Origin of the sequence: Rhodococcus sp. AG1013 (assembly GCF_003350365.1) — a bacterium.
In the GTDB taxonomy this organism is placed as follows: domain Bacteria; phylum Actinomycetota; class Actinomycetes; order Mycobacteriales; family Mycobacteriaceae; genus Prescottella.
Genome location: NZ_QQAT01000010.1, coordinates 168852 through 191508 on the forward strand (window position 1 = coordinate 168852; position 22657 = coordinate 191508).

A 22657-nucleotide genomic window follows, 5' to 3' on the forward strand; every position below is an offset into this window, starting at 1 on the left:
TCGTCCCGCACGCGTGATCGCGCTTTCCTTCGCGCGCGGCTGGAATCGGACCACCTGCCCGACCGGTCGGGTCGACTCGGACGGTTCGCGCCATCATCGGAGCTACTGGGGAGTAGCCCGAAAAAGTTGCAGCAAAGGATGTTTCGGACCTTTGCCGCCGCCGAATGGGACCCTAGCAGGCCGCGGCATTCAGCGTGCGGCAAATCACACCGGAGTGGAATCGTGGATTCTGCAGACCCGGCCGTGCTCGTTCCGAGCAGCCGGAACGGGCACACGACAGAACGTCGTGCGCCTTCCGAAGACATTGCATGGCAATGGTGTTCACATAGTTCAGATCCGCTCGACGATCGCCCCGGACGCCATCGCCCCGCCGGCGCAGACGGCGACCAGCGCACGTTCACCGTCACGGCGCTCGAGCTCGTCCATCACCGCGGCAATCAGTCGCACGCCCGACGACCCGACAGGATGGCCCAGAGCGATGGCTCCGCCGTTGACGTTGAGACGGTCCTCGTCGACGCCGTGCACCCGGGCCATGGACATGGGCACCGCCGCGAAGGCCTCGTTGACCTCGAAGAGATCGATATCCTTGACGGACAGGCCTGCTCGGTCGAGCAGGTACTCGGTGGCCTGCACCGGACCGTCCAGGAGGAAGTGCGTCTCCGCGCCGATGAGGCACTGCGCGACGATCCGGGCACGCGGGCGCAACCCGAGCTCCCGGGCGACGTTCTCGTCCATCAGCACCGCGGCCGCGGCGCCGTCGGAGATCTGCGACGAGGTCCCCGCGGTGTGCAGCCCGCCCTCGAGAACGGGGTTCAGGCGCGCGAGCGCCTCCATCGACGTCTCCCGCAGGCCCTGGTCACGGGACACCGCGGTGGGCGCCTGCCCGTCCGCGCCGGGAACCTTCGCGGGGATGATCTGGCCGTCGAATCGACGGTCCTCCCACGCAGCGGCCGCACGCTGCTGCGACCGTAGGCCGAACGCGTCGAGGTCCTCGCGCGTGAATCCCCGTCGCCTCGCGATTCGGTCGGCGCCCTCGAACTGGGCCGGGATGTCCACACTCCAGCCCGGCGGCTTGGGGCTGCCGAAGTCGCCGCTGATGTTGGACAGCAGAGGCACCCGGGACATCGCCTCGACGCCGCACGCCATGCCCGCATCGATGACGCCGGCAGCGATCTGGGCCGCGATCAGATTCACCGACTGCTGACCGGAACCGCACTGCGAGTCGATCGTCGTCACGCCCGTCCGCTCCGGCAGGCCCGCGTGCAGCCACGCGTTGCGACTGACGTTCGACGCCTGCTCGCCCGCCTGGGTGACGCAGCCGCCGATCACCTGCTCGATGATGTTCGGATCGAGATTCAGACGCTCGAGCAGTCCCGACTGGACCGCACCCAGAAGTTGCGCGGCATGCAGGCCGGACAGCCAGCCACCACGTCGACCGATCGGCGACCTGGCCGCATCGACAATCACCGGTGTACCCATTGCAGTCCTCCTCGAGCAGCGCGAACGTCTGGAACGTGATTCTTGATACCGAGGAATCCACGGCCGTTGTGGCGCAAGTCTCACTGGGTGGTAACGGTCGACATTCCAATCTCGTCCCGCTCGCCGCCGCGCACGGGACGCACGTGCGATCGGTCGAGATCCCGGATGTCGCGCACACCGAGGAGCGTCAGACCCCGCTCGATCTCCGACTTCAGGATCGTCAGCACGTGCTCGACGCCGCGGTCGCCTGCCACCGCCATCCCGTACAGGCACGGTCTGCCGATCAGCACCGCGTCCGCGCCGAGTGCGAGCGCCTTGAGCACGTCCGTGCCGCGCCGGATCCCGCCGTCGAGGAGCACCTCGGCCCGCCCGGCGACCGCGTCGGCCACCGCCGGCAGCGCCGACACCGACGGCACACAGCCGTCCAGTTGGCGGCCACCGTGATTCGACACGACGACGCCGTCGAGACCGAGGTCGACAGCGCGGACGGCATCTTCGGCGCGCAGCACCCCCTTGATGTAGAGGCGGCCGTGCCAGTTGTCCCGCATCCAGGCCAGGTCGTCCCAGTTCAGCCGCGACTGCACGAGGTGCCGCTCCTGGATCTCGATCGAGGCGAGCGCCGCGGTCACGCCGTCGCCGGACGCGAGGTTGCGGCCGCCGATCCGCCGATGCCGCACGACGTCGTAGGCCCATCTCGGGTGCCGGGAGACGTCGAGCAGTCGGCGTGGCGTCAGGACGGGCGGCACGCCCATCCCTTCGCGCTTCTCGCCCTCACGGTTGCCGACGGTCGGGACGTCGACCGTGACGAACAGCGACCGGAAGCCGGCGGCCCACGCCCGGCGCATCAGGGCCGCGGCCACCCCGCCCGCACCGGGGTACAGCTGGAACGCGTGCGGCTCGGTGGCCGCGTCGGCGACCTCCTCGACCGACCACGTCGATGCCGTGCTCACGACACAGCGGGTTCCCACGCGCTCCGCCGCGCGGATCGCGTCGAGGTCTCCGCTCCACCGGGTGAGGCCGTTGAAGCCCGTGGGCGCGGTGAGCACCGGCATCGAGAGCGGCAGCCCGGCCACCTCGGTGGCGAGGTCGTGGGTGTCGTGGCCGGCCAGGACGCTCGGCACGAGCCACCAGTCGTCGAACGCCGAACGGTTGCCCGCGACGGTGCGCAGGTCGTCGGCCCCGCCCTCGACGTAAGTCCACACCATGCGCGGCAGACGTCGTCGCGCGGCACGGCGGTAGTCCTCGACGTTGAGCAACTCGTCGGAGGCCTGCCAGCGCCAGTCGAATCCGAAGGCCTTCATCGGGACACCGCCACACGGGATCCGTCGGTTCCGTCGGCGTACGCCGCGATCTTCCGCACCGCGGCGGCCCAACAGCGGTCGCGGACGTCGTCGGTGATGCCCGCCGCGTGCGGTGTCACCACCACCCCCGGTGCGGTCCACAGACCGTGATCGGCGGGCAGCGGTTCGGGATCGGTGACATCGAGGATCGCGTACACGCGCTCCTCGCGGGTTGCCGCGAGCAGTGCCTCCGTGTCCACGAGCTCGCCGCGTCCTGCATTGACCAGCACCGCACCGTCCTTCATCGTCGCGAGGAACACCGCATCCACGAGGTGCACCGTCGAATCGTCGAGCGGCAGCGCCAGGATCACGACGTCCTGGTCACCGAGTTCGGCCCGGCCGCGTTCGATGTCCACGACCCCCGCACGCGCCGTCCGTCCGACCAGGGTGACCGTACAACCGAACGGTTCGAGTCGTCGGCGAAGGTTCTCGCCGATGTCGCCCGCCCCGAACACGAGCACGCGCCTGTCCGACAACGTCCCGGTAGGGTGCGCCTGCCACCGCTGCTCCTGCTGCTTGATCCGGTAGCCCGCCAGATCGCGGACGTGGGCGAGCAATTGCGCGACGACCCACTCGGCCACCGCCCCGCCGTGCGCCCGGTCCGCGTTCGACACGCGCACGCCGTCGGGCACGACGTTCGTCCAGCGCTCGACGCCCGAACTGAACAACTGCACCATCCGCAGCCGGGGCAGCTGCGCGAAGAGGGGGCCGTCATCCGCGGGATCGAATCGGTGCGCCACCAGAACCTCCGCGTCGCACGCGATGTCCGGCAGCCGACGGCTCTCCGGGTCGTACACGACGGCGCAGACGTTCGGCACCTGCGCGAGGGCCGAGATGCCGCGCTCCTCGGGAACGAGCACCAGGATCGGCGTCATCGGACGATCTCCGCGCCCTCGGCCCTCCGCGCCGCCACCCGCGCGAGGATGTCGGCCGGCCAGATCGGCCGCGCATGCCGGCGATAGTGCTCCCAGGTCGCCTCGAGTACCTCGGATTCGGTACAGCCGCCCAGCAACTCGGCCCAGTAGTACTCGTCGAGGCGTTCGCCGGGTGCACGCCGCTCGATCCCGGAGATGATCCGGATGACCTCGCGGCACGTGAAGATGTCCGCCGCTCGTTCCGCGGAGGCGGGACGGACCTCGGCCGGGCCCGCTCCCGCCCCCTCCGCGATCGATGGCACGGTCATCGCGGCCTGGACAGGATCTTCTCGGCGAGAACCGGGTCCGCCCGCAGCCCCGAACGCACCGCCGCCTCCCAGAAGCCGTGGTACCCGTTGCCGTCGTTCTTCAGTTGCCGGTCGAGCCACCAGTCCGGGAGCGACGTCTTGTCGGGACCGCCGGCCACCCGCACCATCCATGCGTTCTTGCAGCGTTGCTCGAGGGCGACCGCACGGAGGAACACTGCCCGCGCGGTGTCCGCGATGACGAAGACGCCGTGTCCACCCAGCAGCGCCCGATCCGCGTCGCCGATCGCGCGGACCGCCTTCTCGGCGGCCTCCATGCTGTTGACGGCGCCGTCGTACTCGTCGACGAGAACCAACTCACCCCCGCCGAGGCTGGAGCTCTGGTCGTACGCCGGCGGCACCTCCTTGATGTCGCCCCACACCGTGCCGTACTCGGAGTGGTTGTGCAGTGCGTACACCACGTCCGGGCGGGCGTTGTGCAGCGCCAGGTGCAGCGGGATGCCGAGCGGTACCGGCCAGGATCCTTCGATCAGTTTGCCCTGCAGATCGATTCGGAGAATGTCCTCGGGGTACATCTCCTCCCACGTCAGCAGCCACGGATTGCACAGCAGCGTGCCGTCGCCGAGGTTGTAGGTGATGTGACCGGCCAGGTGGTCGCGGTATCCCTCGTTCCAGAGGGTGCGGCCGAGCATCACGATCTCCTCCCGGGGATCGAGTTCAGGGATCAGACGATCTGCGGTCGGTGTGAATGTCATTGACGTTTCTCCTCTCGGTCCCGAGGCGTGCCGGCCTCGGGTGGTGCTGGGCCTGGGTGTCGGGTTCAGGCGAGTCGCCCGCACCGCCAGGGCTCGAGGAACTCCCCGACGGCCCTCACGACATCGGCGGGAGAGTCGTCGATGAAGAAGTGCCCTCCCGGAATCGGTTCCCCAGTCACGTTGTGCGCGAATCTCTTCCATACGTTGAGCGGATGCTCACGCCGGGCGAGCAGACCCCGGTCGCCCCACAGGACGAGGACGGGGCAGGTGATCCGGCGGCCGGCGTCGAGCGCGTCGTGTTCGAGGTCGACCGACGCGCCGGCTCGATAGTCCTCGCACGTCGCGTGGACCACGGCCGGATCCCGGAAGTAGCTCTTGTAATGTTCCACGTCCTCGTCCGACATCGAGGTCGGTGCCCCTCCGGCCAGACCCAGCACGTTCTCCATCCAGGCATCCGGATTTCCGTCGATGAGCTGCTCGGCGAGCCGGTGCGGCCGGATCAGGAAGAACCAGTGGAAGTACGCCGTGGCCAGCTGCCGATCGGTGGTCGCGTAGACCTCCGAGGTCGGCAGGATGTCCAGCAGCGCCGCCTGTGCCACCGTCTCCGGATGATCCAGACACATGCGATGCACGACCCGGGCACCCCGATCGTGGCCGGCGACCGCAAATCTCTCGAAGCCCAATCTGCGCATGACTTCCACCTGGTCGCCGGCCATCGACCGCTTGGAGTACGTCGCATGGGCGTCGTCGCCCGCCGGCTTGCTGCTCTCGCCGTAACCACGAAGATCGGTGGTGACGACCGTGAAACGGTCGGCGAGGTCATCGGCAACCCGCTGCCAGACTCGCCGCGTCTGCGGGTAACCGTGCAGCAGCAACAGCGGCGGCCCCGAGCCCACCACCCGAGTGGCGATCTCCACGTCACCCACGTCGACGAGCAAGCCCCTCCCCCTCAGCCTCGGGGAAGGACGATCTCGGGCAGCGGATGCCGGTACAGCTTGGCGGCGTTCTCGCTGCACATCATTCGCAGGTCCTTCGCGGGGAACCCGCCCCAGTACTGCTCGACGACGCCCTGCGTGTGCGGCCACGTGCCGTCCCCGTGCGGGTAGTCGGTCTCGAGCATGATGTTCTCGACTCCGATCACGTCGCGCAGCGCGATCGTCGACGGGTCGTCGAGCGTGCAGAACCAGAAGTTGCGGCGCAGGATGTCCGCCGGACGGTCGGCCCAGCCCAGGCCGTAGCCCGATCGGTCGATGATGTTGTCCAGTCGGTCGATCAGCATCGGCACCCACCCGATCCCACCCTCGCTCATCGCGATCTTGAGCGTGGGGTGGTCCTTGGGATAGCCCGACCACAGCCACTCGCTGCAGGCGGCGAGGGAGAGCTGCCCGAACATCGTGGCGCCCAACTGGAGTCCGGGCGCACCCTGCGGGTACTGGTACATGCCGGAGCTGCCCACGTGCAGGGAGATGACGGTGTCGGTGTCGACGCACGCCTGGATGATCGGGTCCCAGTGGTCGCGATCCCACAGGGAGGGAAGCCCGATCGCGTGCGGACGCTCGGGGAAGGTCACCGAGGTGAAGCCGCGCTCGGCGTTGCGCTCGATCTCCTTGACGGCCTCGACCGGATCGGTGAGATAGGTGATGCCGCCGGGGATCACACGGGTCGGATACTCGAGGTACCACTCGTTGTAGAGCCAGTCGTTCCATGCGCGCACTGCCGCGATGCCGACCTCCTTGTCGGAGGCATGCGCGAATACACGGCCGCAGAACCCGGTGATCTGGGACGGGAAGTTGAGCATCGCCCAGATGCCGCCGAGATCCATGTCCTTGACGCGCGCATGGATGTCGTAGCAGCCCGGCCGCATCTGGTCGAAGCGGAACGGCTCGTACTTGACGGACTCCTTGCGTCGGCCGGCGACCGCGTTCATGCCGACCTGTGAGTAGATGTTGCCGTCGAACTCCCAGACCTGCGCGCCCTGTTCGTTCTCGAGGATCTTCGGTCCACGGTCCTTCAACGCCGCGGGCATCCAGGTCTCGAACAGGTGCGCCGGCTCCACCACGTGGTCGTCGACGGAGATGACCGTGTACTTGACCTCGGCCTGCTCGGGCTCGGGGTTGAAGAGGGCGGGATCGAGTTCCTGATTGACAGCCGTCACGGAAATCTCCTTCGTCGAATCGCGGTGCAGCGCAGCCCCTTGCGGAGGTAGTATCGATATGCGATACTCGCTATCACTTTCAGATACACACAGTAGGAGTGATCCAGATCGCAGTCAAGACACTCGGCACACTCGCGCGCGGTCTTCGTGTCGTCGAGGCGGTTGCCGCGCACCAGCCCATCGGTCTCACTGCGCTGTGCCAGGAACTCGGCGAGGACAAGAGCGCCATGCAGCGCACGCTCGCGACGCTGCACGAAGCCGGCTGGATCCGCCCACTGGCGGATGCGCCGCCACGGTGGGAACTGTCGACCAAGCCGTTGGTCGTCGCCGGTCGCGCACTCGACACGTCACCACTGCCCGCACGCGCCCGCCCACTGCTGGCTTCCATCCGCGACGAGACGGGCGAGACCGCGCACCTCGCGCTGCTCGACGGAACGACGATCGTCGTCGTCGACGTCGCCGAGGGCCGGCAGATGGTCCGCACCGCACTGCATGTCGGCGCGGTCCACCCGCCGGAAACCAGTGCCGCAGGACGCGCCATCTTTGCCCACCTCACCCCCGAGGGGCGCACGGATCTGGCGGACGCCCCCGGCATGCTGCTCACGGATGCCGAGTACGACGAGATCCGCGAGCGCGGCTGGTCGCTGTGCGAGGGCGCCGTCCAGCAGGGATCGACAAGCATCGCCGCGGCAGTCACGGACCTGAGCGGAAAACCGTTGGGCGCACTCGTGGTCAGCGGGCCCGACAGTCGGCTCAACCCCGAGAAGTACGCCGCGGCCGGAACTCTGCTCCGGAACGCGGTCGCCGAACTCGGCGGAGGGCGCCACTAGGGCGTAGCGGGACGTGCCGCCGGATTTTGTTCCGTGGCAGACGATCTGGAAGCGTCACCGCCGCTACGCCGGCGACGGGACCTGGGACACGATCTTGACTGCGCTACTCGCACACGCCGATGCGAACGGGCTGGTCGACTGGACCGTGTCGGTGGACTCGACGACTTGTCGAGCCCACACGCACGGCTCGAACCTCGCGCGCGACACAGGAGACACGCTCTAGGGGGTCGCCGATCCAGACGGTGTCATCCAGGGGACGCGCTGTAGCCGGGTGCGTGGTCATCCGATCCTGGAGATGAGGCCGGCCTCGCGGCGGCCTGAGAGCAGCGCCCCGTGGACGGTGGAGGCTTCGGTGGCATGCGTGGCCTCACCGGCGAAGAAGACTCGGTTACCGATCGGTTCGGCGACGATGGCTCGGTCGTCGGGTGTGGAGTCGATTCCGGGGTACGAGTAGGAGCCGCGGGCGTAGGGGTCGGTCGACCAGCGAGTCAGCCGGTACGCACGGGGCTCGGGCACACTCTCGCCGTACATGGCACGCAGGCCACGCATCCCCTCGGCGACGGTCGCGGTGTCATCGAGGTTTTCGATGCGGCGCGCTACCGACCCGCCGCGTAGCGCCACGATCACCGGCACACCGGTGACGGAATGGAGCGGATACCACGCGGCCATCGACTCGTTCGGCAGGCCGAACTGGGCGATGACCTCGGCGTCGTCCCAGAACTGGGTGTCGAAGCGCAGGTACAGCTTGTTGTAGACGCCCATGCCGAGGCGCCCGATCGCCTCCTGTTTCGCCGCGGGCAGCGGCGGGTCGAAGGCGACGGCACCGGCCTGCAACACACCCAACGGCAGGGTGACAACCACGTGGTCGGCGGCGAAGACACCGCGGTCGGTGTGCACCCGGACCCCGGCGGCGTCGTGGGCGATGCGATCGACGACGTGACCCACGCGCACGTCCAGGCCCTCGGCGAGCCCGGTCGCGATCTCGTCGTAGCCGCGGGGGAAGACCACCTCGTCGCCGCCGTAACCGTCTTCATACCGCGCGATCCACAGCGGGACCTGGCCGGCGTCGGCGCCGAAGGCGTCCTGGATGAACTGGTGGACGGTGTCCCGGACGTGGTCGGCGCGGATCCCGGTCAGGCCCAGCTGCGTCAGGACCGGGTCGACGGCGGCCGCGAAGGAGGTGTTCGCGAACGCCGGCTGTGCGGACAGGTCCTGAATCGCGGCCATGGCCGCCTCGACGTCGGTGCCGTACTCGGTCATCGCGGCCGGGTCCAGGTGTCGGCTGCCACTGTAGGTGGTGATCTCGTCCGTATTGAGCACCACGGTGGGAAGACCGAACTCGTCGCGCAGCTCTGTGACGGGGTTGCCGTCCACGCCGTGGATCCAGGATGCGCCCAGATCCAGAGGCATGTCCTGCCAGGTGCGATCGGTCGACAGTCGGCCTCCCACACGGTCGCGTGCTTCGATCACCGTGACCTGACGCCCGTCCCGGACCAGGTCGCGCGCCGCGGTGAGTCCCGCGATCCCGGCTCCGATCACCAGAACCGAACCGGTGGGCTGCGTGGATGCATCGGCACTCCGGCACATCCGGCCTGCGGTGGACGCGTTTGCGCGGATTTTGGACGGGCCATTCGGACTCATAATGGTTCCTTCCTCGAGGGACGTTCGATGCGGGTTGCCCCCGCCACGCTCCAGGGTCATTGCCTCGACCACGTCGGCGCGTTGTCGGCTCAGCGGTCTTCGGGGCGCGGGATTTCAGTGGGCGGGATCTCGGTGACACTCCAGCCCGTGAAGAATCGGCGGGCATTCACGAGATAGTTCCGCAGATGCCGGAAGAGCGCCGTTACCTCCCAAAACTGCATATTCATACCCGATGGTCTCATATGCTCCGGAAGCGCAGCGTGTTCGTCCCGTTTCGCCTGACCTCCGGTAGCCCACCAAAATGCAGGGCTGCGGTGCGGGGGTCGCAACGGCCTCCCCTGCACGCTCGGCAATCGCCATGCGTCACAGTGGAAGCGGCCGGTGCATATGGTCCGCGTATGGGGAAATCACCGAATCGCGTGCGCCCATCCTGGAGAGTGCTGGTTGGATTCGGCGTGGCGTTCGTACTCGCCACGAGCCGGCTGCTGCTCACAGCACCCGGGCAGCTGCCGTCGTACTTCGACGGGTCCGGAGAGATCACCGAATGGACACTCCGCGGCGCTACTGGTGGGCGTGACGCGAATGCGCGCAGGCTGACCGCGATGACGGTCGAGATGCAGCGAGGATGGGCGGGACACACCGCGCTATTTTGACCGATCCCGGAGACGTCGTAGCTACTCGCTTGAAGTCGTCCTTCACCGGACTACCCAGCCAGATAGCTGATCCGCGTTGCCGGCAGAGTGGTCCGGGGCAGGAAATCACACAGAAATGATGTTCGCGGTGGGGCGAAGCACGTTGCTTACCTGGGACTGCACGCGAAGCCGCTAGCCCCGGCGACCGTGCCGGAGAACGTGCACGCATCGCGGAGATCAACCCGCTCTACCACTATCTCGAGATCATCCGGGCGCCGCTGCACGGACAGGACCAGCGGGCGTACCACTGGTACATCGTGCTGGGCTTCACCGCCGCCGGGTGGGCACTCGCGATCTACGCCCTCCGCAAGTATCGGGCTCGTGTGCCTTACTGGGTGTGACTCGCTGACAACAGCGAGCCGAGTCCACCCCGCTGAGGGCAACCTCGGGGGTGCTGCCCCTCGGGCATCCGAAAGCAGTCCCAGGAACAGCGAGGACTGCTGGCCCGAAATCACGATGGGGGCAGTCAGCGGTTGGCACGGATGGCGCGGATGTCGCCACGGCTCAACTCACGGGCTGTCGACCTGTTCCGATAGGCGCCGAAGGCAAGCCACACCAAGAACCCGAACCCGACCGTCACGTAGAGAGTGCCGAATCCGTGCTGCCACAGGGCCCAGTCGAGCTCGCGATCCTCAGCCGTCGGCAACAGGTGTTGCGGGCCGATCAGGAAGAGTGCACCGATACCGGTGGCAGCGATGGCATTCCATGCAGAAGGCGCGCGCACCACCGCGAGCACCAGGACCAGCAGCGCTGGGGCTGCCCACACCCAGTGGTGCGACCACGACACAGGCGAGGCCAACAGGACTGCCGTCGCGTTCGCGATCAACGCAACGACAAGATCGTCGTGGTCGAGAGCGCGGCGGATCGCGATCACCGCGACCACCAGCATCACGACGACTGCGACCAACCACAGGACCGACCCGAGATGCTCGTGCGGCCCGAATCGCGAGATGACCGCCTTGAAGGACGCGTTGTTGGCGAAGTAGGCCGGGCCGATCCGGCCCGTATCCGGGAGAGTCTGCGACCAGTACTTCGTGGACGCCTCGGGCATCACGGCGAAAGCCACTGCGGTGAATCCGAGGGCCGCGGCGACGATGCGGCCGCTGGTCCGCCAATCGCGTTTGAGCAGGAAGAGCAGCAGGAAAGCTATGGGGGTCAGTTTGATCGCGGCCGCGAGTCCGATCAACAGCCCGCGTGGCCATTTCGGCTTCTCCGTCAGCACATCGACTGCGACCAATGCCATCAGAACCATGTTGATCTGCCCGAAGCTGATGGTTTCGCGAACGGGCTCGAGTTGCAGTGCGACGGCGACCGCGACAGCAGTCATGGTCCACGAGGCCCGCGCGCCCACATCCGGCCTCACACGCGCGAGGGCCATCCGTAGTGTCACCGCCAGCGCAGCCACCGATACAAGGGTGAACACGAGCTGGCCCAGGCCGAGGGGCATCAGCGCGAGCGGGACGAACAACATTGCCGCGAGCGGCGGGTACGTGAATGGAAGCCCAAAGTCGCCGACGACCGGCGGCAACGCGCCGTAGATGTCGTCTCCATCGAGCAGCACCCTCGCGCCCATGCGGTAGACGAGCAGGTCGATGTAGCTGTTCCCCACGAGGAAGCTGACGGTCAGGCCGGTCGACACGGCCAGCGCCGCGACCGCAACAGCGGCGCCTGCACGGCTGCGGAAGAACAGTTCAGATGATGTCAGGCCGACTCGGTTTTGCCCTGAATGCCGCACTAGACAAACCTAACAGCCGGTATTCAAATATTCGGCGACATGCCGATCGGGCACCTAGGGGTCCCAGGCGAGCAAGGGCGTGATGGTTCGAGCCAGGGCTTACTCGCCTTCCACAGATTCGGCAGATGACGTCCACGACGGCACGGTAGGCAGGCTCAACGTGCGCGAGCTTCGGCAAGGACGTCATCGACAGTCGTCGATGCACTGGTCAGGCGCCCGACAGTTGCACTTCCCGCGCTCGCCCCCCGGCATCGCCGATAGCTCTGTTGAAGGGCGGTCCAGTGATCGAACACTCCCCAGGCGGAGCACCCCCGTGTACATTCGGATGCTAACAACATTCGGATGACGGCAGCATTTGAAATGGGATGAATCAGAGGGAGGGGAGGAATCGGAGCGATGGCGCGGCTGACGAGGGTCCAGCAGCAAGAGCTCAACCGGCGCAGGGTGCTCGCGGCAGCCCGAGCCGAATTCTCCGAGCGCGGCTTCCGCAAAGCGACCGTGGACGACATCGCCATCCGCTCGGACCTCACCCGGGGCGCGGTGTATTCCAACTTTCCCGGCAAGCGTGCCCTGTATCTAGCGGTCCTCGCGGAGGAGGCGGAGAACGCCGGCGAAGTGCTGAACACTTATGCAGATGACCCGGAGGGCGCGCTGGCGGTGTTCGCGAGCACTTGGGTGGATCGACTGCCCCGGACCAACAACTACGAGTATCAGGGATCAGTTCAGCTCACCTCTCCGATGCTCGGCGTGGACCTCATCCCCGAAATCCTCACTGACGAACGGTTTCAGCGGCCGTTCGCCCAGTTGGTGAAGCTCGATGCCATACTTCTCGGCTTGGCCCTCGAGAGACTTTCCCGGGCCGCCGAGCGCATGGTCGGCGTCGCCGAATCCGTGCTCACCGTTCTGTACGGTGCAAGCGAATTATCCTTCGTTGCACCCGATTTCGTGGATCACTCCAAGGTGATCGCAACCTGTCGACACATCACTGGAATCGTCATCGACGATCCGTGGACTCTTCCGGCAACTGACGTCGCTGTGAATTCCGTCGACGAGGAGTGGGCCGTCCCCAGGGCAACCGATGTTGTTCGCGGCAAGCCGACGGCGATCGACGACGGAATCGTTGCCGTAGTCGGGATGAACCGGCTCGAGTGCATCGAGCACCTGGTCCGTACAGCACCCCGTGAATCGCCAGTCACCGCTGTTCTCGTAACCGCTGACGTCGCCGAGCTAGCGCCACTGGCACGATTGGCACTCGCCGATATGTGCCGGTCGCTGCGCCAAGCCTTCCCCTCCGCCGCGTGGCCGCGCGTGCAGGTGATGGTCGACCCCAACGGTGAGATCGCCGCAGCCTGCGGGTTGTCGAACGTCGATGACGACACCGAGGCTGCCGTCTCCATCTCCGATGGACGCATCACCTCGCGCAGCATCGGCCCCGGTGCCTGCGCACGCGCCGACGCCCTCATCGCACGAACTCGAGACCACTGACGCGCACATTTCACCCACCCATCAGCGTTGACGAGGAGTGAGACATGGCACAGATCAGCGACAGCGGTGACCTGTTGAAATGCTCGTTTTGCGGCAAGGGCCAGAAGCACGTGCGGAAGCTGATTGCCGGCCCCGGCGTCTACGTCTGCGACGAGTGCATCGACCTGTGCAACGAGATCCTGGAAGAAGAGTTGGCCGAACCCGGAATTCTCGAACGCGAAGGCATGCCCACCCCGGCCGAAATCTGCGCTCACCTCGACCAATACGTCATCGGTCAGCACGCCGCCAAGCGGTCGCTCGCTGTCGCCGTCTACAACCACTACAAGCGAATCCGCGCCGCGCGCGACAGCAGCGAGGCCTCTGACGGTGACACTGTCGAACTCACGAAATCGAACGTCCTGATGCTCGGGCCGACAGGCTGTGGAAAAACCTATCTCGCACAAACTCTCGCCCGCATGCTCAGAGTCCCCTTCACGATCGCCGATGCCACGGCCCTCACCGAAGCCGGCTACGTCGGCGAGGATGTCGAGAACATCCTCCTCAACCTGATCCAGGCCGCGGACTTCGACGTTCATCGAGCCCAGACCGGGATCATCTACATCGACGAAATCGACAAGGTCGCCCGCAAGAGCGAGAACCCGTCGATCACCCGCGACGTCTCGGGCGAAGGCGTCCAACAAGCTCTCCTGAAAATCCTCGAAGGAACCCAAGCAAGCGTTCCCCCACAAGGCGGCCGCAAACACCCGCACCAAGACTTCATACAGATCGACACCACCAACATTCTCTTCGTCGTCTCCGGAGCCTTCGCAGGGCTCGAGAAGATCGTTGCCAACCGAGTCGGTCATCACGGCATCGGGTTCGGCGCCGAGATCCGATCCGGAGACACCGACACCCCAGACGACCTCGACGACGTGATGCCCGATGACCTTCACAAGTTCGGCCTCATCCCCGAGTTCATCGGCCGCCTTCCGATTGTGACGGCAGTGCGCCCCCTCGACAAAGATGCGCTCGTCAAGATCCTCACCGAGCCGAAAAACGCGCTCGTCAAGCAATACGCACGCCTCTTCGAAATCGACGGCGTCACACTCACCTTCACGGCCGATGCTCTCGATGCGATCGCCTCCCAAGCGATCATCCGAGGAACCGGCGCCCGGGGCCTGCGAGCCATCATGGAAGAAGTGCTCCAGCACTTCATGTACGACATCCCCAGCCGCGACGACATCGCAGACGTGGTCATCGACGAAGACATCGTCCGCGCCAACACCAACCCATCCATCGCCGAACAGCGCCGCGACCGAAGCAACGTAACGCACGACACCACCGGCCGCGAAGCAGGCTGATCCAGCACCCCAACACGGCTCGGGCAATCCATCTACATTGACCACGATCGACGCTGTCCTCGACGTGGTTGTTGTCACACCGCAGGTCAGAGCCCCGGGAAATGACTACTCCGGTGGCGATTCACAGTCGCCAGCCCGCCCGCCCGACGACCGACCGAACCGGCCGGCGGCGGGCTACCGCGACGGCCGGGCGTCGTCGATCAGTGTGGTCCGAACGAACCACACGATGCGCTCGGTCACATCGAAGTCGTATGTGACGCCGATTCGTAAGCGGTCGGTGATGGTCCTGTGCGGTGATCGCAGTCCAGTCGTGCTGAGGGCAGCAGCACCACCGAGAGCTGTCACGGTGATGACCATCGTGGCGAAGAACTGGTGCCGGCGGATCCATTGCGCCACAGTCGTCCTCACTTCGGAAGCACCTGCTGCTGCAGGTGTTCGAGGGTCGACTGTGGCGTGGACCGCGTGATGATCCGGGAGGTCGAGCCGTTGACGGTGTTGATGAGCACGTCGAAGTCGTAGACCCGCCCGACTACCAGGCTGTCGATGATCGCGCCGGTCTGCGGGGTCGACAGAGTCCCGCAGGTCGTGCCGATCTTCGCCGATTCCTTGCCGCGGAACCATCCAGGTTTCCGGATCGAGAGCACTTCGCAGCCTTCGGCGTGCCCGGTGCTTGTGGTCCGGTCAGTGGTGGACACGAGGCCGACGATCAACAACGGCGCCGGCACGGCGATCATGGCGGCCGCGCAGATCATCGCGATCCGCGCGCCCCGCACACTCCACATGCCCTGACTGTCGGCCAACTCCCCCACCTGCACTTCCAGATCCTCCACCCCTGGGCACGTCCTCGACCCGGAGCACATCCCCGGGATCGATCGTAGGCGCCAGAAGCCGACAGACCGGACAGCTGTGGTGTCCCGAGGCCACGGTCGGCTGCCGCCGCTGACGAGCCGACGCTGCGCTGAAATGGTCAGCACAAGAGCCACTTTCCTCGGATTCGTGTGCCGCCGCGATTACACCCTCAGCGATCGTCCGAGGAACCGGCTCCCGCGGACTGCACGCCATCATGGAGTAAGTGCTCCAACATCTCTCGTAGCCGAACGACGAGCACGATCAGGAAGCCGGCAAGCTCATCCCCTGCCAGATCGGCCACCTGCTCGACCTTGCAAACGCTTCGAGCCTGCGGTCGACATCGCCTGCCACGCAGAACAACCGGCTGTCGACCTGCGCACACGCGCTACAGCGGCGCGGCTATCGGCGCCTCCGGGACGCGGGTGACGGTGGTGGCCCCGGTCAGCAGGTAGTCCGTGATCGCTGTGTCGACCGTGGTGTTGCCGCCTTGGATGGCGGCGCCGTGGTCCCCGCCTTCCACGGTGACCAGGTGCGCGTTCATGTCGCGGGCATGTCGGACACCCCCGTCGTAGGGCGTCTGCGGGTCCCGCAATCCCTGCAGCACGAGGGGCGCCGTGGCCAAACCGTGGTTGCCGATCTCCGGTAGCGCGGTCACCGGCGGCGCCCCTGCGCACCCCGGACCTGCGCTGTAGCCGTAGCCGATGGCGTCGAACAGGTCGCCCGTGACGAACGTCGAGAAGAGCCAGCCCGGGAGCCGCTCTGGCCGCGGTGCGACCGCGTTCTCGTTGCAAAGCACGATCGCCTGCATCATCTGGGCCTGGACAATCGAGTTGAGTTGGTCCTCGGTGACGTCGCTGGGCACACCCTCGGGAAGTGCCCCGAGGCCGTCCCGGATGACGCGGGCGACCATCGGCCAGCTGTTCCGGGCGGGAAGCACTTGGCGTGTGAGGGCATAGATACTCGACGCGGACTGAGCGTGAGCGGGATCGGCGAGACGACGCAGGAACGCCTCGAACTGGACCCGGGCGGGGCCGGTGAGGTCGACACCGGCCCGGTACGCATCGGCGACATTCTCCAGGCCGGGTGGGACGTCGCCGATCTGCGCCGGTGGGGGCGCGAGGGTGGGGTTGCCCCCCGCTTCTCCGACGATGCGGTCGGACCAGCGCTGGTAGACCTGCAGCGGAGTGCCGCCGAGGCCGTAGATCGCGTCGTTCGCCGCGATCCAGTCCATGAGGTCATAGAAGCGCGCCTTGTAGCCGTCGTTCTGGTGCCACAGGACGTCGTTCCACAGCCACTCGCGATCGACCGCCGAGTCGAGCACCATCCGTCCCGTGTGCCGCGGGAACAGTGTCGCGTACGTCGAGGCGAGGATCGTGCCGTACGAAAGGCCGTAGACGTCGATCACGTCGACACCGAGCGCGATCCGCACCTGTTCCCAGTCTCGGGCGGTGTTCTCCGTCGTGATGTGCGCGGTGGCGCCGGGTGCCGCACCGTCGCACGCCAGCCGCGCTGCCCCGCCCGCGAAGCCGACGTTCATTGCGGCCAAAAGCTCCGGGGTGACGGCACATTCGACCGCCCCAGCATGCGCGAGACCCCGGGGCTGCACACCGATGAGGTCCCACTGCCGGCGGATCTGCTCGGGAAGCGCCTGCGCGAACATGCCGTTGGACGCGATCGCGTCGCCGCCGGGCCCGCCGGGGTTGGTGAACAGCACGCCCCGGCGCGCGGCCGGGTCCTCGGCGGCGTGACGGGTGACGAGGACGTCGATCGATCCGGCACCGGGATTCGCATAGTCACGCGGCACCGTGACGGTGCCGCACTGGTCGGTGTCCGGATCGAGCGCGTACTCGGCGGGGCACGGGCCCCAGGCCAGCTCCCCGCCCGCGGGGTCGGCGGCAGCCGACGGTACGGCGACGGAAGCGAATCCGACCGTCAACCCGACCGCGACGGCACCGAGGCGAGCCTTCCGGCCGGTGCGGGACTGCGACTTCCGAATACTGTTCCCCGAGTTCAGCACATCCACGACAGTAGTGCGCGCGAGCACTTTCCGCCGAATCGGAGCTGCCCGCACCGGGGCGGCTTCCGGCGCGAACGCATCACGAGGCAGCCGCCGATACCGCACAGAGCGACCACTGCTGCGGCGACTGGTCGGCGCGGCGCGGTGCGCGACCGCGCACCCGGAGCGCCGTTGTTCGTGCAGACCGTGATGCCCCGGCAACGCCGGTACGCCGGGCGGATCCGCGAACTCAACCGCGCGTACCGGGACATCGCCGAACAGTCCGATGCCGTCTACATCGACCCGTGGCCCGCGCTCGCCGATGAGAACGGCGGCCTGCGAGCCGACTTCGCCCGTGATCGCCTCCATCTGGGCGGCGCTGGCTACGCCGCGGGTCGAGGTGCTCCGGCCGTACACCCATTCGCTGCCGCTCTAGCAGGCAAAACTCGACGCCGCCGCCGCGTGACCGTTGCCATTGTGACAATGCCCATTGTATGGTTCAGCTAACAGTAACCAGCAGTCACACACAGATGGCTTGCCGCGACTGCGGCGGTGACACGAACGAGGGGTAGTCATGACCACTGCGACTCCGTCGACTCGCACAGCTCCGTCGGTATCCGACCGTGAGGAGACCGCACGTCGACTGCTCGCGTCGTCGGCACGCAAGTCCTACGACCCGATGGTCGAGGTCGACTGGGATGCACCGGTCCCCACCGACAAGTTCGGCCTCACCCCCGAATGGAGCACGCTCTACGGCACGGCACTGTGGGACGAGATGAGCGACGAGCAGAAGATCGAGCTCACCAAGCACGAGGCGGCGAGCGTGTCGAGCGTCGGCCTGTGGTTCGAGATCCTGCTCATGCAGATGCTGCTGCGCGACGTCTACGGCCGCGACAAGCATTCGCGCCACGTGCAGTTCGCGCTCACCGAGGTGGCCGACGAATGCCGCCATTCGGTGATGTTCGCCCGCGCCGGCGAGCGCCTCGGGATGCCCGACTACGGCCCGATCCCGTTCATCCACAAGGCAGGTCGCCTGTGGGGCGGCTTCTTCCGCGGCGCCAACGCATACGCCAGCGTGATGGCGGCCGAGGAGATCCTCGACATGATGCAGCGTGACTTCATGAAGGACGAACGCGTCCAGCCGGTCACCCGCACCGTCAGCAAGATCCACGTACTCGAGGAGGCGCGGCACATCCGGTTCGCCCGGGAAGAGGTCGGACGCCGACTTCAGGGCGCGAGCCGCGCCCGGTTGGCCGTCGAACGCGTCAACACCGCCGCGGTCGTCTACTTCGTCATGAAGAGCATGATCCATCCCGACGTCTACGCGAACGCCGGTCTCGACAAGGAGCGCGCACTCGAGGCGGCCCGCACCAACACCCACCACCACGACATGATCCGCACGTCGGGCTCCAAGCTGATGAGCTTCCTCGACAGCGTCGGCCTCGTCGGCGGCCCGTCGAAGTTGCTCTACAAGAAGGTCCACCTGCTCTGACGGCGGGTCGGAACGATCCACGCCCCGGTCGCCGAGAGACCTGCGACCGGCGCGTGTCGCTGCCTCGACCCTAGAGTCACCGAAGCGCGGTGGAACTGCCGCCGGCGATGTGCGGGCTGAGCAGGACGCCGTCGAGTTCGCGCAGCGGGCTGTCGGCTTCGAGGGGCTCGTGCGCGAACACGTCCAGTGCCGCTCCCGCCACCGCGCCCGATCGGATCGCCACGGCCAGCGCGACCTCGTCCACCACAGGTCCGCGGGCAACGTTGACCACCAACGCTTCCGGCGGCAGCAGCGCCAGTTCGCGCGCGGAGATCAGTCCGCGGGTCTGCGGGGTGAGTGGGACCGCCACCACCAGCACGTCCGACTCCGCGAGCAGGTCACCCAGCGACCGGTAGGGCAGCGCGGACCCCGGATCCGGCCGTCGCGAGTGATACGCGACATCGCACCCGAACGCCTGGAACAGGGCGGCGCAGCGACGGTTGATGTCGCCGAATCCGACGAGGCCCACCCGCCGTTCGCCGAGATCGCGGCAGTCGCGCTGCAGGATCGACGCCTGCGGCCAACGGCCGGAACGCATCTCGGCATCCGCCCAGCCGAGGGACCGGCACAGGCTCGCGGTGGCGGCCACCGCCCACTCGGCGACCGAGGCCGCGTTACCGCCGGGCGTGTTCGCCACCGGGACACCGGTTTCCGCCCACGCGTCGAGGTCGATGTAGGCGATGCCGACGCCGGGCTGCTGGATCAGCTCGAGGTGTCGACCCACCGCGGCCTCGGCGGCGCCGAGCGGCAGGCGTCCGCTCCAGTCCGCGACCACGACGTCGACCCCGGGCAGCAGCGCCCGCACCTCCTCGGAGGTGCGGGCACCCGGGCGCACGATCGCGACGGCGGCACCGGCGGCCGCGCGGATCGCCTTCTCGATGCCCGGATCCTCCGTGAGGATCAGGACCCGGTCTGCCGCCGTGCGCGTCGTCACCATGTCAGCCCCAGCGAGACTGCCCGCCGTCGAGCGGAATGGTTGCGCCGGTGAGGTAGCCGGCGTCGTCGCCGACGAGGAACACCACGGCGCGGCCGATGTCGCTCTCGGCGTCACCGATGCGACGCAGCGGGATACCGGCCTTGAACGCCTCCGCCTCCTCGGGGAACCGCTCGATCCAGCCCTCGAGCGCGGGCGACATCGCGTGCGGCGCGATGGAGTTGACGCGGATGCCGTCGATGCCCCACTCGCAGGCCGCGGCGCGGGTCAGCGAGCGCATACCCTCCTTGATGGAACCGTAGGCGCCGTAGTTGCTCGCGTCCCAGCGGACCGCCGCCGACGTGACGAGGTTGACGATCGATCCGCCGCCACGCTCCTTCATCGACGGGTAGCACGCGCGCATCAGGCGCAGCGTCGCGAGCGGTCCGGTCGCGAACGACCGCTCGAAGTCCTCGTCCTTGACCGACAGCAGCGGCCCGGGGCCGCAGTCGTTGGCGTTGTTGACGAGGATGTCGACACCGCCGAAGAACCCGACGGTCCGCTCGACGGCGGCCTCGATGTCGGCCGCGTCGCTCACGTCGCACCGGACAGGTAACGCCTTGCCGCCGTAGGCCTCGATCTGCTCGACCGTCGTGACCAGCTTGGACTCGGTGCGCCCCGCGACCGCGATCGACACACCCTCCTTCGCCAGCGCGTGCGCGATGCCCTGGCCGATGCCCTGCCCGGCGCCCGTGATGAGTGCGACCTTGCCGTCAAGCTTGCCCATGTGTACCTGCTCTCGGTATGTCGTGAGAAACGCGGAGACCTGGTGCTACAACCCTCCAGTCGGATATTCTTAACCAAGCATTTGCTTGTCCGCAGCGTTTTCGCGAAATTCGCGACGAAAGATTCTGAGCCCCACGGATCCTCGTGGGGACGGGCACTCCGCTACAAACCGCTGCGCCACACAGAAAGGCAGTTCGCGTGAACTACCCCAACCCTGTCGACTTCACCGGCCGGTCCGTAGTCGTCACCGGCGGAACCAAGGGCATCGGCTTCGCCATCGCCGAACACTTCCTGCGGGCCGGCGCCGACGTGCTGGTGTGTGCCCGCAACGAGCCGGAGAACCTGCCCTCGGTCGACGGCCGCACCGCAGCCTTCCGCGCCGTCGACGTCCGCGACCCCGCCGACGCCACGGCCCTGATCAAGGATGCGGTCGATCGCTTCGGGCGCCTCGACGTGCTGGTCAACAACGCCGGCGGCTCGCCGGACGCCGATGCCGCCACGGTGTCGCCGCGTTTCGTGGAGAAGATCGTCGCACTGAATCTGCTGGCGCCGTACTACATGGCGCAGGCCGCGAATCTCGTCATGCGCGAGCAGGAGACGGGCGGCGCGATCGTGAACATCGGCAGCGTCTCCGCACATCAGCCGCAGCCCGGCACCGCGGCGTACACCGCGGCGAAGGCCGGCCTGCTGGCACTCACGAAGGCCCTGGCTCTCGAGTGGGCACCCAAGGTGCGCGTCAACCACATCACCACCGGGCTGATCCGCACCGAGGCCGCGGCATCGGTATACGGCGAGGACGGCGGCGCCGCCGTCACCCGCACGCTGCCGATCGAGCGCATGGCGGTTCCGTCGGACATCGCGAAGGCCTGCCTGTTCCTGGGCAGCGACCTGTCGTCGTACGTCAACGGCGCCGATCTGGCCGTCCACGGCGGCGGCGAGTACCCGGCCCGCTACATGGCCACACACCCCGAGATCTGACGCATCGCGAGTCGGCGGAATGAAAACAGCTGCGGGAGCACGATTTCGTCGAGTGCTCCCGCAGCTGAAGTCGTGGCCGAATGTCACATGCGTTCAATCTGATTGAACGCATGTGACATTCGGTCGTTGCGGGCTACTTGGTGAAGACCGCGTAACCGCCGGAGATCGCAGCCTTGCCCTCGCGGACGAGCTCGAACGACAGACCCGACGCGTCGCCCCATGCCTGCAGATCCGCGGTGTCACCGGGGAACATCGGCGCGGCGAAGCGGCCCTGCAGCTCGGTCAGGTCGGCCGGGTGCACCCCGAGCTCCTTCGCGAGCGGCAACGTCGACGCGGCGAGCGTGCACAGTCCGTGCATGATCGGGCGCGGCTGTCCGATGCCGGCGGCGGCCGCCGGATCGATGTGAATGTGGTGGCGGTCGCCGGTGAGGCGGTACAGCGCGGCCACGTTGAACGCGGTCTCGAGCTGGGCCGTCACGTTGGCGTCACCCTCCGGCGCCGGCGGCTTGGACGGGCCACGCTCGCCACCGAATCCGCCTGCGCCCGGGGCGAACAGGGACCAGGTCGCCACGAAGTACTCGCACTCGACCTTGACCTCGAACACCGCCGCGGCGCCCTTGTCCCAGACCTCGCCGACACTGGCCTTCAGCGTGACCTCACCGCTGCGGGGCAGCGGTGCGAGCACCTTCAGCTCCTGCGAGCCGTGCAGCGCGGTCTTCATGTCGAAGGCGCCGCGCTGGCCCAGCTCGTCGGGGGCCCACTGGGCCAGGGTCAACGCGAACGTCGGCAGCACCCGCAGCCGGTCCTCCATCACGAGGTCCAGATCGGTGGCCTTCGCACCCACGGCGAGCGCGTACAGGATCGCGTCGCGCTCGTCGTAGCTCACCGTGCGGGTGCCGAGGTCGACCCCACGCCACGCGCCGGCCGGCTTCTGCTCCACTGCCGTCATTCTTCGGTCCTTCCAGGTAATTC

At 67.4% G+C, this 22657-nt stretch carries 22 protein-coding genes and 1 pseudogene; 8 read left to right on the forward strand and 15 right to left on the reverse strand.

The genetic code is table 11. The features are described 5' to 3' along the window. Nucleotides 1-330: 330 nt before the first annotated feature. From DEU38_RS14620 to DEU38_RS14650, 7 genes are all read right to left on the reverse strand, one after another. On the reverse strand, nucleotides 331-1479 hold the full coding sequence (locus DEU38_RS14620) for a steroid 3-ketoacyl-CoA thiolase (protein WP_114722126.1): 1149 nt from the start codon (nucleotides 1477-1479) through the stop codon (nucleotides 331-333). An 80-nt stretch (nucleotides 1480-1559) separates the two neighbouring features. After that, nucleotides 1560-2780, reverse strand: a complete 1221-nt coding sequence (locus tag DEU38_RS14625) for an alpha-hydroxy acid oxidase (RefSeq protein ID WP_114722127.1) — start codon at nucleotides 2778-2780, stop codon at nucleotides 1560-1562. Beyond that, nucleotides 2777-3694 carry an NAD(P)-dependent oxidoreductase gene (locus tag DEU38_RS14630; protein ID WP_114722128.1) on the reverse strand — a complete coding sequence of 306 codons (918 nt, stop codon included), beginning with the start codon at nucleotides 3692-3694 and terminating at the stop codon, nucleotides 2777-2779. Before DEU38_RS14630 ends, DEU38_RS14625 begins: the two co-directional genes overlap by 4 nt. After that, nucleotides 3691-4002 carry a galactose-1-phosphate uridylyltransferase gene (locus DEU38_RS14635; protein ID WP_114722129.1) on the reverse strand — a complete coding sequence of 104 codons (312 nt, stop codon included), beginning with the start codon at nucleotides 4000-4002 and terminating at the stop codon, nucleotides 3691-3693. The genes DEU38_RS14630 and DEU38_RS14635 overlap by 4 nt, the downstream gene beginning before the upstream one ends. Then, nucleotides 3999-4754 (reverse strand): class II aldolase/adducin family protein, encoded by a 756-nt coding sequence (locus DEU38_RS14640; RefSeq protein WP_114722130.1) that lies wholly within the window; start codon nucleotides 4752-4754, stop codon nucleotides 3999-4001. The genes DEU38_RS14635 and DEU38_RS14640 overlap by 4 nt, the downstream gene beginning before the upstream one ends. Nucleotides 4755-4819: 65 nt before the next feature. Then, nucleotides 4820-5692 carry an alpha/beta fold hydrolase gene (locus DEU38_RS14645; RefSeq protein ID WP_114722131.1) on the reverse strand — a complete coding sequence of 291 codons (873 nt, stop codon included), beginning with the start codon at nucleotides 5690-5692 and terminating at the stop codon, nucleotides 4820-4822. Between the two features lie 11 nt (nucleotides 5693-5703). Beyond that, complete coding sequence (locus DEU38_RS14650) at nucleotides 5704-6909, reverse strand: amidohydrolase family protein (RefSeq protein ID WP_114722132.1); 1206 nt, start codon at nucleotides 6907-6909, stop codon at nucleotides 5704-5706. Between the two features lie 98 nt (nucleotides 6910-7007). Here DEU38_RS14650 and DEU38_RS14655 point away from each other — a divergent pair, with 98 nt between their 5' ends. After that, nucleotides 7008-7739, forward strand: coding sequence for an IclR family transcriptional regulator (locus tag DEU38_RS14655; protein WP_114722133.1), 732 nt, complete (start codon nucleotides 7008-7010; stop codon nucleotides 7737-7739). Between the two features lie 279 nt (nucleotides 7740-8018). Here DEU38_RS14655 and DEU38_RS14665 read toward each other — a convergent pair whose 3' ends face one another. Continuing rightward, complete coding sequence (locus DEU38_RS14665) at nucleotides 8019-9380, reverse strand: FAD-dependent oxidoreductase (RefSeq protein WP_181818787.1); 1362 nt, start codon at nucleotides 9378-9380, stop codon at nucleotides 8019-8021. Between the two features lie 455 nt (nucleotides 9381-9835). Between DEU38_RS14665 and DEU38_RS14670 the strand changes: the two genes are divergently transcribed. After that, nucleotides 9836-10033, forward strand: a complete 198-nt coding sequence (locus DEU38_RS14670; protein ID WP_147283514.1) for a hypothetical protein — start codon at nucleotides 9836-9838, stop codon at nucleotides 10031-10033. Between the two features lie 185 nt (nucleotides 10034-10218). After that, nucleotides 10219-10413: pseudogene (locus DEU38_RS29210) on the forward strand (ABC transporter permease); the annotation flags it as partial. 125 nt (nucleotides 10414-10538) lie between these two features. Here the strand turns inward: DEU38_RS29210 and DEU38_RS14680 are convergent. Then, nucleotides 10539-11711, reverse strand: a complete 1173-nt coding sequence (locus tag DEU38_RS14680; RefSeq protein ID WP_258557917.1) for a glycosyltransferase 87 family protein — start codon at nucleotides 11709-11711, stop codon at nucleotides 10539-10541. Nucleotides 11712-12203: 492 nt separating this feature from the next. On the opposite strand from DEU38_RS14680, the gene DEU38_RS14685 reads away from it, so the two are divergent. Further along, entirely contained in the window at nucleotides 12204-13292 is a 1089-nt protein-coding gene (locus tag DEU38_RS14685) for a TetR/AcrR family transcriptional regulator (protein ID WP_114722138.1), read from the forward strand. A 44-nt stretch (nucleotides 13293-13336) separates the two neighbouring features. Beyond that, a complete protein-coding gene (gene clpX, locus DEU38_RS14690; protein ID WP_114722139.1) occupies nucleotides 13337-14632 on the forward strand; it encodes an ATP-dependent Clp protease ATP-binding subunit ClpX in 1296 nt (431 codons plus the stop codon). A gap of 174 nt (nucleotides 14633-14806) precedes the next feature. On the opposite strand, the gene DEU38_RS14695 is transcribed toward clpX, so the two are convergent. From DEU38_RS14695 to DEU38_RS14705, 3 genes are all read right to left on the reverse strand, one after another. Continuing rightward, nucleotides 14807-15040, reverse strand: coding sequence for a hypothetical protein (locus tag DEU38_RS14695; RefSeq protein ID WP_147283515.1), 234 nt, complete (start codon nucleotides 15038-15040; stop codon nucleotides 14807-14809). Then, nucleotides 15037-15462 carry a hypothetical protein gene (locus DEU38_RS14700; RefSeq protein ID WP_114722141.1) on the reverse strand — a complete coding sequence of 142 codons (426 nt, stop codon included), beginning with the start codon at nucleotides 15460-15462 and terminating at the stop codon, nucleotides 15037-15039. Before DEU38_RS14700 ends, DEU38_RS14695 begins: the two co-directional genes overlap by 4 nt. Before the next feature lie 404 nt (nucleotides 15463-15866). Then, entirely contained in the window at nucleotides 15867-17477 is a 1611-nt protein-coding gene (locus DEU38_RS14705; RefSeq protein WP_397484718.1) for an alpha/beta hydrolase, read from the reverse strand. A gap of 165 nt (nucleotides 17478-17642) precedes the next feature. Here DEU38_RS14705 and DEU38_RS28845 point away from each other — a divergent pair, with 165 nt between their 5' ends. Then, complete coding sequence (locus DEU38_RS28845; protein WP_114722143.1) at nucleotides 17643-17984, forward strand: GDSL-type esterase/lipase family protein; 342 nt, start codon at nucleotides 17643-17645, stop codon at nucleotides 17982-17984. Nucleotides 17985-18051: 67 nt separating this feature from the next. Continuing rightward, the gene (locus DEU38_RS14715; protein ID WP_114722144.1) at nucleotides 18052-18969 is read left to right on the forward strand and encodes a diiron oxygenase; all 918 of its coding nucleotides are present in this window, start codon (nucleotides 18052-18054) and stop codon (nucleotides 18967-18969) included. 76 nt (nucleotides 18970-19045) lie between these two features. On the opposite strand, the gene DEU38_RS14720 is transcribed toward DEU38_RS14715, so the two are convergent. Both DEU38_RS14720 and DEU38_RS14725 read right to left on the reverse strand, forming a co-directional pair. Next, complete coding sequence (locus DEU38_RS14720) at nucleotides 19046-19945, reverse strand: 2-hydroxyacid dehydrogenase (protein WP_114722145.1); 900 nt, start codon at nucleotides 19943-19945, stop codon at nucleotides 19046-19048. Nucleotide 19946: 1 nt separating this feature from the next. Then, entirely contained in the window at nucleotides 19947-20708 is a 762-nt protein-coding gene (locus DEU38_RS14725; RefSeq protein ID WP_114722146.1) for an SDR family NAD(P)-dependent oxidoreductase, read from the reverse strand. Between the two features lie 197 nt (nucleotides 20709-20905). On the opposite strand from DEU38_RS14725, the gene DEU38_RS14730 reads away from it, so the two are divergent. After that, entirely contained in the window at nucleotides 20906-21685 is a 780-nt protein-coding gene (locus DEU38_RS14730) for an SDR family oxidoreductase (RefSeq protein ID WP_114722147.1), read from the forward strand. A 133-nt stretch (nucleotides 21686-21818) separates the two neighbouring features. Here DEU38_RS14730 and DEU38_RS14735 read toward each other — a convergent pair whose 3' ends face one another. Further along, nucleotides 21819-22634 (reverse strand): MaoC/PaaZ C-terminal domain-containing protein, encoded by an 816-nt coding sequence (locus DEU38_RS14735; protein WP_114722148.1) that lies wholly within the window; start codon nucleotides 22632-22634, stop codon nucleotides 21819-21821. Between the last annotated feature and the right edge of the window lie 23 nt (nucleotides 22635-22657).

Bases quoted from the DNA above. Each gene is read 5' to 3' on its own strand.
- DEU38_RS14720 (WP_114722145.1), bottom strand. From the start codon at position 19,945: ATGGTGACGACGCGCACGGCGGCAGACCGGGTCCTGATCCTCACGGAG.
- DEU38_RS14630 (WP_114722128.1), bottom strand. From the start codon at position 3,694: ATGACGCCGATCCTGGTGCTCGTTCCCGAGGAGCGCGGCATCTCGGCC.
- DEU38_RS14635 (WP_114722129.1), bottom strand. From the start codon at position 4,002: ATGACCGTGCCATCGATCGCGGAGGGGGCGGGAGCGGGCCCGGCCGAG.
- DEU38_RS14715 (WP_114722144.1), top strand. From the start codon at position 18,052: ATGACCACTGCGACTCCGTCGACTCGCACAGCTCCGTCGGTATCCGAC.
- DEU38_RS14685 (WP_114722138.1), top strand. From the start codon at position 12,204: ATGGCGCGGCTGACGAGGGTCCAGCAGCAAGAGCTCAACCGGCGCAGG.
- DEU38_RS14640 (WP_114722130.1), bottom strand. From the start codon at position 4,754: ATGACATTCACACCGACCGCAGATCGTCTGATCCCTGAACTCGATCCC.
- DEU38_RS14665 (WP_181818787.1), bottom strand. From the start codon at position 9,380: ATGAGTCCGAATGGCCCGTCCAAAATCCGCGCAAACGCGTCCACCGCA.
- DEU38_RS14625 (WP_114722127.1), bottom strand. From the start codon at position 2,780: ATGAAGGCCTTCGGATTCGACTGGCGCTGGCAGGCCTCCGACGAGTTG.
- DEU38_RS14725 (WP_114722146.1), bottom strand. From the start codon at position 20,708: ATGGGCAAGCTTGACGGCAAGGTCGCACTCATCACGGGCGCCGGGCAG.
- DEU38_RS14620 (WP_114722126.1), bottom strand. From the start codon at position 1,479: ATGGGTACACCGGTGATTGTCGATGCGGCCAGGTCGCCGATCGGTCGA.
- clpX (WP_114722139.1), top strand. From the start codon at position 13,337: ATGGCACAGATCAGCGACAGCGGTGACCTGTTGAAATGCTCGTTTTGC.
- DEU38_RS14735 (WP_114722148.1), bottom strand. From the start codon at position 22,634: ATGACGGCAGTGGAGCAGAAGCCGGCCGGCGCGTGGCGTGGGGTCGAC.